Below are 6,496 nucleotides of genomic sequence, written 5' to 3' on the forward strand. Positions count from 1 at the left end.
GCTCATGATGCCGCCCGCGCCGATCGTCGTCTCCGAGATCGTGCCCTCCGCGTCCGACACGTACTGAACGTCCATGGAGATGTTCTTGACGGCCATCTCGAACGGCTTGAGGTAGATCTCGCGGATCGTCTGCTCGGTCGCCCACGTTGCGATGCCGTTGTTGACGCGGTTGGTCTCCTGCTCGTTGAGCGCGAAGTGCTTGAGCGTGGTGTACATCCCCTTGCTCGCGGCCCCGTTGGCCACCGAGGTCGCCATCGCGCCGGAGAGGAACGGGTCCTCCGAGTAGTACTCGAAGTTGCGACCACCGAACGGCGAGCGGTGCAGGTTGATCGCCGGGGCGTACCAGCCGTTGATGTCCTTGAACATCGCCTCGTTGCCGAGCATCTCGCCCATCGCCGCACCGAGCTCGACGTCCCACGTCTGCGCGATGAGGAACTCCGACGGGTAGGCGACGCCGTTGATCGAGGAGTTGATGAACGAGGAGAACCCGGCGGGGCCGTCGGGCTCGACGGTCTGGGGCTTGGCGATCGAACCGATCGCGGCCGTCTGGTAGGCACCGTTGAGCAGCATGCTCGTCATGTCACCGACGGCGATCGAGTCGAGCAGCTCGTCCCACTTCGGGTCGTCCTTCGCGAGGCCGCGCATGTCGACGAGGGTCAGGTCGGTCTGCGCACCGGTCGTGGGCATCTCGCCGTCGAACGCGGCCGCTGCGGCGTCGGCGTCCCAGGGCTGGAAGCCCGCCTGCACGGCCTCGTCCGCGACGAGCATGTCCGCGGTCGGGGCCTTCGGGAAGGTCCCCGCGAAGTCCGCACGGGACATCATGAGGATCTTGCCGTCGGTCGGCTCGGAGCTGAACTGCGCCGAGACGTCGTCGAACTGGTTGGTCACCTCGGCGAGGTCCGTCGAGCGGTGGTTGTCGCCGGAGTACACGACGTCGGAGTCGACCGTGTACGTGATCGGCTCGGTGCCCGGAGCGATCGTGTGGGAGTCGGTGCGCAGCGTGATGGCGTAGTCGCCCGCCTCGAGGACGTACGCGGTCTCGTCGAGGTGGTCGTAGGAGGCCATCTCCTCGACCGCGAGGTCGATCGTGACGGTCTCGCTCGCGCCGGGCTCGAGCAGACCGGTCTTCGTGAAGCCGCCGAGCACGACCTCCGACTTCTCGATGCCGCCGGCCGTGTACGGCGCGCTGTAGTAGAGCTCGACGACGTCCTTGCCAGCGGTCGTCCCGGTGTTGGTGACCTCGACCGTGACCGAGATCTTCCCGTCGACCGCGCCGGCCTCGGTGGCGACGACCTTCCAGGAGAAGTCCGTGTAGCTCAGGCCGTACCCGAACGGGTAGACGACGGCTTGGTCGTAGTCGATGAAGCCCTCGGCCGCCGCGGTCTCGTAGTAGCGGTACCCGAAGTAGATGCCCTCGGCGTAGTTCACGAACGGTGCGTCAGGGGTCAGCGTGGCGTTGGACGTGGCCTTCTCGATCGCGGGGACGGGGAACGACGCCTCGATGTTGTCGTAGACGAAGCCGCCGAAGTTCGCGAACGTCGGGTCGGCCGTGAAGTCCGCGGCCCACAGGTCCGAGGTGCGACCGGACGGGTTCACGTCGCCGGCCAGGATGTCGCCGAGCGCGTCGAGGCCCGTCGCGCCGGGCGAGCCGGCGAGCAGGATCGCGTCGACCCCGGGGTCGTCCTGGAGGTCGCCCATCTCGACCGTCGTGGAGGCGTTGACCACGACCACCACGGTCTCGAAGCTCTCCTTGGCGAGGGCGATCAGGTCGCGCTCGTCCTTGTTGAGCTCGAGCTGGTGCTGGCCCGGCTCGGCGTTCTCGTCCCAGTCCGCCATGTCCTGCGTGAGGTCACCGCCCTCGCCGCCCGGACGGCCGACGTAGACGATCGCCGCGTCGGAGTACTGCTCGAACGACGCCGCCTGTGCCTCGTACTCGCTCACCGGCAGCTCGCCGACGTAGTAGCTGGAGATGTCGGGGCGGTCCATCTCGATGTAGCCGCGGGGGTTCTCGGCGGCGAACGCCTCGATCGTGGTGAAGACCTGGTCGTTGACCTCGAACCCGGCGTTCTCCAGCCCGTCACGCGCGGTGACGGCCGAGTTCGTGTCGACCGACCCGGAGCCCGAGCCGCCGAACACGGGGTCCGCCGCGGCGCGCCCGAGCATGGTGACCCGCGCGCTGGGAGCGATCGGCAGGGCGCCGGCCTCGTTCTTCGCCAGGACGATGCCGCCGGCCGCGATCTCCTCGACGAGGGTCTTGGCCGCTGCGTCGACGTCCTCGATGCTGTCGAAGTCGGCCGTGTAGTACTCGGTGTCCCAGCCTGCCGACTCCTCGGCGTTCGTGAACTCGTACGTCCCGGACCCGAACTGGGACGAGACCCAGCCGCCGGCGACGTTGAGGCCCACGTTCGCGACGACCGTCACGACGGTCACCGTGGCGAGCACGGGGGCCCAGATCCACAGGTACTTCTTGTTCGACATCGGCTTCTTCTGCCGGTCGGCGTTGTTCGCCTTGGCGTTCACTGCATTCCTCCTCGAGTGCGGGCAGCGATCAGGTCATGGGGGTCGCCGGCTTGCGCCGCGGACGTGACGCACTGCCAGCGTCTCGTCGTGATTGGTCGACAGCCCGGTCCCGCGGACGTCGTCTGGCCAGGGACCGGGCGGTGCTCCGTAGAGCTACTCCGAGACCTCGGAGATCTTTCCGTCCTGGTCGATCTGCCAGGTCTGGCCGGTCGCGGCCGAGTCGCCCTCGATCGTGAACTTGCCGTCCTTGATGTCGACCGTGCCCTGGACGCGCGAGGCAGCCTCCGAGGGGACGAAGGGCACCACGAGGAGGCCGTACTTGACGGTCGGCGCCTTGACGTCGCTGGCAAGCATAATCTGGGCCCAGGAGTCGTCCTCGGCCAGGGCGTCCGTGACAGCCGTCTTGGCGTTCTCGAGGTCTTCCTTGATGTCGACGTCGGTGGACTGCTCCGCGGAGGTGTTCGCCCCGGATGCGCCGTCGTCGCTCCCGCAGGCGGTGAGCCCGAAGAGCCCCGTCAGGCCCAGCACGACGCCGAGACCGGTGGTCAGCACCTTGTTCTGCTTCACTTCTGCTCCTTGATGTTCTCTGGCCACGAGCACGTCCCGCGGCCGTACGGGTGTACCGGGGCGCCCACGGGGCGCCCCGGTACGCGGGCAGCCGCCGGCACTCACCGCCGGCTGCCCGTGCGGTGCCGTCAGTCGGTGATCGGCCCCGCGTAGTTCAGGCCGAAGCCGTAGTCGTAGACGTTGCCGTCGGCGTCGGTGTAGGGCGTCATGTCCTTCGAGACGTCCTCGAGCTGTGCCTCGACCGTGTTCATGTCGATCGGGAACTGGATCGGCAGGCGGCCCTGCGGCTCGTAGAGGCCGAGCGCGACCTCGATGAGCGCCTCGTCGGAGGTGCCGAAGCCCACGACGATCGCGTCGGACGCGGCCTCGAACTCTGCCGGGACGACCGGGTTGATCGCCTTGAGGACGGTGATCACCGGGATGTCCTTGCCGCTGGCCGCGATGGCGTCCTGGGCCCGGACGAACGCATCCAGGTCGGACTCGTTCGCGATCTTCGAGGTGTTGCCGAAGTACGAGCGGTTCTGCTTGGTGCCGTCGGCCAGGATGTCGCCCGAGAGGGAGACCTTGCGGACGTTCTCACCGTCGGCGGTGTACGGGCGGTACTGCAGCGACAGCGGGTACCAGGTGTCGTTCTCCAGGTCGTGACCGATGTTGGAGAAGTTGCCGCCGTTGTCAGGAGAGTCCATGCCCACGAGGACGAGGTCGACGTCGGTGAGGTCGGGAGCGGTGTAGCTCGTCACGACGCCCTCGGCGTCGGTCACGGCCTCGTCGGTGACGACCTTGCCGAAGTACTTCTCAGCGGTCTCGACGTCGATGCTCGGGGCCTCGGTGTACTCGCCGGGACCGAACGCGCTCGCGAAGCCCGTGTTGAAGTTGCGCGGGATGTAGACGGTCTTGTCCTTCCACGCCGCGGCGTCGGAGGCCGAGATGGTCTCGCCGTCGTTCTTCAGCATGACGACCGAGTCGAGCTGGGCCGCGTAGCCCGCCTCGACCTTGTCGTCGCTCGCCAGGGTCGCCTTCGACTGCTCGAGGTCGAGGAACGGGTTCTCGTACAGGCCCGGGTTGAAGAACATCGTGAGGATGCGCGCACCGGACTCCTGGAAGCGGGTCAGCGCGTCCTCCTCGAGCTCTCCGGCCTCGAACTTCTGCTGCCACAGGTCAGCGGCCTCGAGGATGTGCGTCGCGTCGTTGACGCCACCGAACATGTCGTGGCCGGTGCCCAGCACCTTGAGATAGCGCTCGGCCGGGGTGAGCGCCTCGGCGCCCCAGGCCATGCCGAACATCTCACCCTCGTCGTCGGCGCCGCTCATGACGCCCCAGTCGGTCACCACGACGCCCTCGTACCCGGCGTCCTTGCGGAGCTGGTCCATGCGGTCCTGGTCGTACGCAGTCCCCATGCGGTCGGTGAACTTCGGCTCGCCGTTCGCGTCGAGGGCGATCGAGTAGGCGGTCATGACCGCGGCGGAGTCGAGCGAGCCGAGGAACGCCTGCTGCTGCGCCGCGATGTTGTCGCCCGGGTAGACGCCGTACTTGCCGGCGTCGGTGTGCCCTTCGCGACCACCTTCACCGGGGCCGTCTCCGGACCAGTGCTTGATCATCGCGTTGACGGACTCGGGCCCCCACTCGTCGGTGCCCTCGCTGCCCTGGTAGCCGTCGACGTAGGCTGCGGCGAGCTCGGTGTTCTGGTCGGCGTCCTCGCCGAACGTGCCGCCGACACGCAGCCAGCGCGGCTCGGTCGCGAGGTCGATCTGCGGCGACAGCGCCGTCGTCAGGCCCAGCGCACGGTACTCGGCCGAGGACATCTCGCCGAAGTTCTTGGTGTGCTCCGGGTTGAACGTCGCGGCGAGACCGAGGTTCGACGGCCAGCGCGAGATGTCCGCACCCTCGGCGTTGTAGCCGCCGGAGCCCGCCGTCGAGCGCGGGTCGGAGGCGAAGTTCACGGGGACGTACGGGGTGCCGTCAGCCGCAAGGGTCTCGGTGTAGGCCTGCATCGCGTTCGCCCACTTGACCGTCGCCTCGGCGTCGCTCGCACCGGCGTGCAGCACGTTGCGCAGGTTGGAGTCCTTCAGGTACTCCTTCTGGGCGTCGGTGAGCCCGTCCACCTGGGAACGCTCGTGCGAGCTGAACAGCATGAGGCCGGCGATCTGCTCGATCGAGAGCTCCTCGCTCAGGGCCGCCGCGCGGTCCTTGGCGGTCTCGCGCCAGTCCTCCCAGGTGTCGAGGGTCCCGTTGGCGTTCATGTCCTTGAACGCCAGCTTCTTGCCGTCGACCTCTTCGGTCAGGAGCTCGATGCCGCTGTCCGCGCCGTAGGAGAGGACCGGTCCGTCGCCGGGGTTCGTGACGACCACGAACTCGGTCTTGCCGTCCGTGACCTCACGCGTGGTGAAGGCGCTGGAGCTGTTGGTCTCGTTCTCGTCGGGGGTGCCGCTGGTGCATCCCGCAACCGCGATCAGGGCGATCGCCGAGAGCGCCGCTGCGCCCTTTGCCCCTCTGGTCATCTTCTGGCCTCGTCGTGCCGCCGTAGTCTTCATCGACATCCCATTTCGTCGCGCTTGCGGGTGTACACGTGTGTGTCTCCTTCGACTCTTCAAGTGCTGCCGCGCTCTAGATGCCCCCTCGTGGCAACATCGATCGCGTGGGCCGGGTAGACGTCCCCGTCGTGCCCGGCCTGTGCGAAGCTGCGGTTCCTCTGGCACACGTCGTGTCCCATCACCGGAGCCCAGCGCCCCCATCACAGCGCGCCCGTCGGCACCCTCCGGCCCGTTCTGCACAACCTGTCGATTTCAACGCACAAACTGTCGACGGCTCAGAGATCGAGCACGGCGAAGAGGCGCGCTGTCAGTGGCAGAGACCTTGTCCGGAGTGGTCAGAGCCGGCCGTTCCGCGGCGTCCCGCTGTCGAGGAGCAGGGCGCACCGACGGTCCGACGGCGGCGCGCGACACGCGTCCACGCGCGCCACGACGGCGCCTGCGGAACCGCTGGACCTCGGACGAGAAGCCGTGACGACGGTCGCGCGCACACCACCACACGGACGCGCTCGACAACGGGTACGGCATGCGGAAGGTGCGCCAGGTCGTCGAGAGCTACAGCGGCTCTCTCACGGTGCACACCGAGTCCGGGGGCGTGGTGCGGGCTCTGGTCCCGGTCCCCGAGCGCTGAGGGCTGCGGCTGGTGGCTGGTCCGGGTCTGGGTCCGGGTCCGGGACTGAGACCGGGCGGGTGCGGGACGGGCCGGGCAGGTGCAGGGCGGGCTGGGGTGAGGCGGGTACGACCCTGGGGCCCTGGAGCCTGGGTTCGCTCTGAGAGGAGGATGGTTCTCGTGGCGCTCGTGCTACCTGTCGCCACCCGGGCCAGGGTCTCCCCCGGGGGTGGGTGGTGTTGTTCGTGTAGCCACCACAACTGTGGTGGCT

At 68.2% G+C, this 6,496-nt stretch carries 3 protein-coding genes; all 3 read right to left on the bottom strand.

Annotation, left to right across the window (positions count from 1 at the left end):
* The coding region (locus tag ACFWFR_RS16125; RefSeq protein ID WP_377623629.1) for a glycoside hydrolase family 3 C-terminal domain-containing protein at positions 1–2,520 on the bottom strand (2,520 nt) is incomplete at its 3' end.
* A gap of 153 nt (positions 2,521–2,673) precedes the next feature.
* A complete protein-coding gene (locus ACFWFR_RS16130; RefSeq protein ID WP_377623630.1) occupies positions 2,674–3,087 on the bottom strand; it encodes a hypothetical protein in 414 nt (137 codons plus the stop codon).
* Positions 3,088–3,215: 128 nt separating this feature from the next.
* Positions 3,216–5,585 (bottom strand): glycoside hydrolase family 3 N-terminal domain-containing protein, encoded by a 2,370-nt coding sequence (locus ACFWFR_RS16135; RefSeq protein ID WP_377623631.1) that lies wholly within the window; start codon positions 5,583–5,585, stop codon positions 3,216–3,218.
* Between the last annotated feature and the right edge of the window lie 911 nt (positions 5,586–6,496).

Origin of the sequence: Oerskovia sp. NPDC060287, from assembly GCF_042726775.1 — a bacterium.
Classification (GTDB): Bacteria; Actinomycetota; Actinomycetes; order Actinomycetales; family Cellulomonadaceae; genus Oerskovia; species Oerskovia merdavium.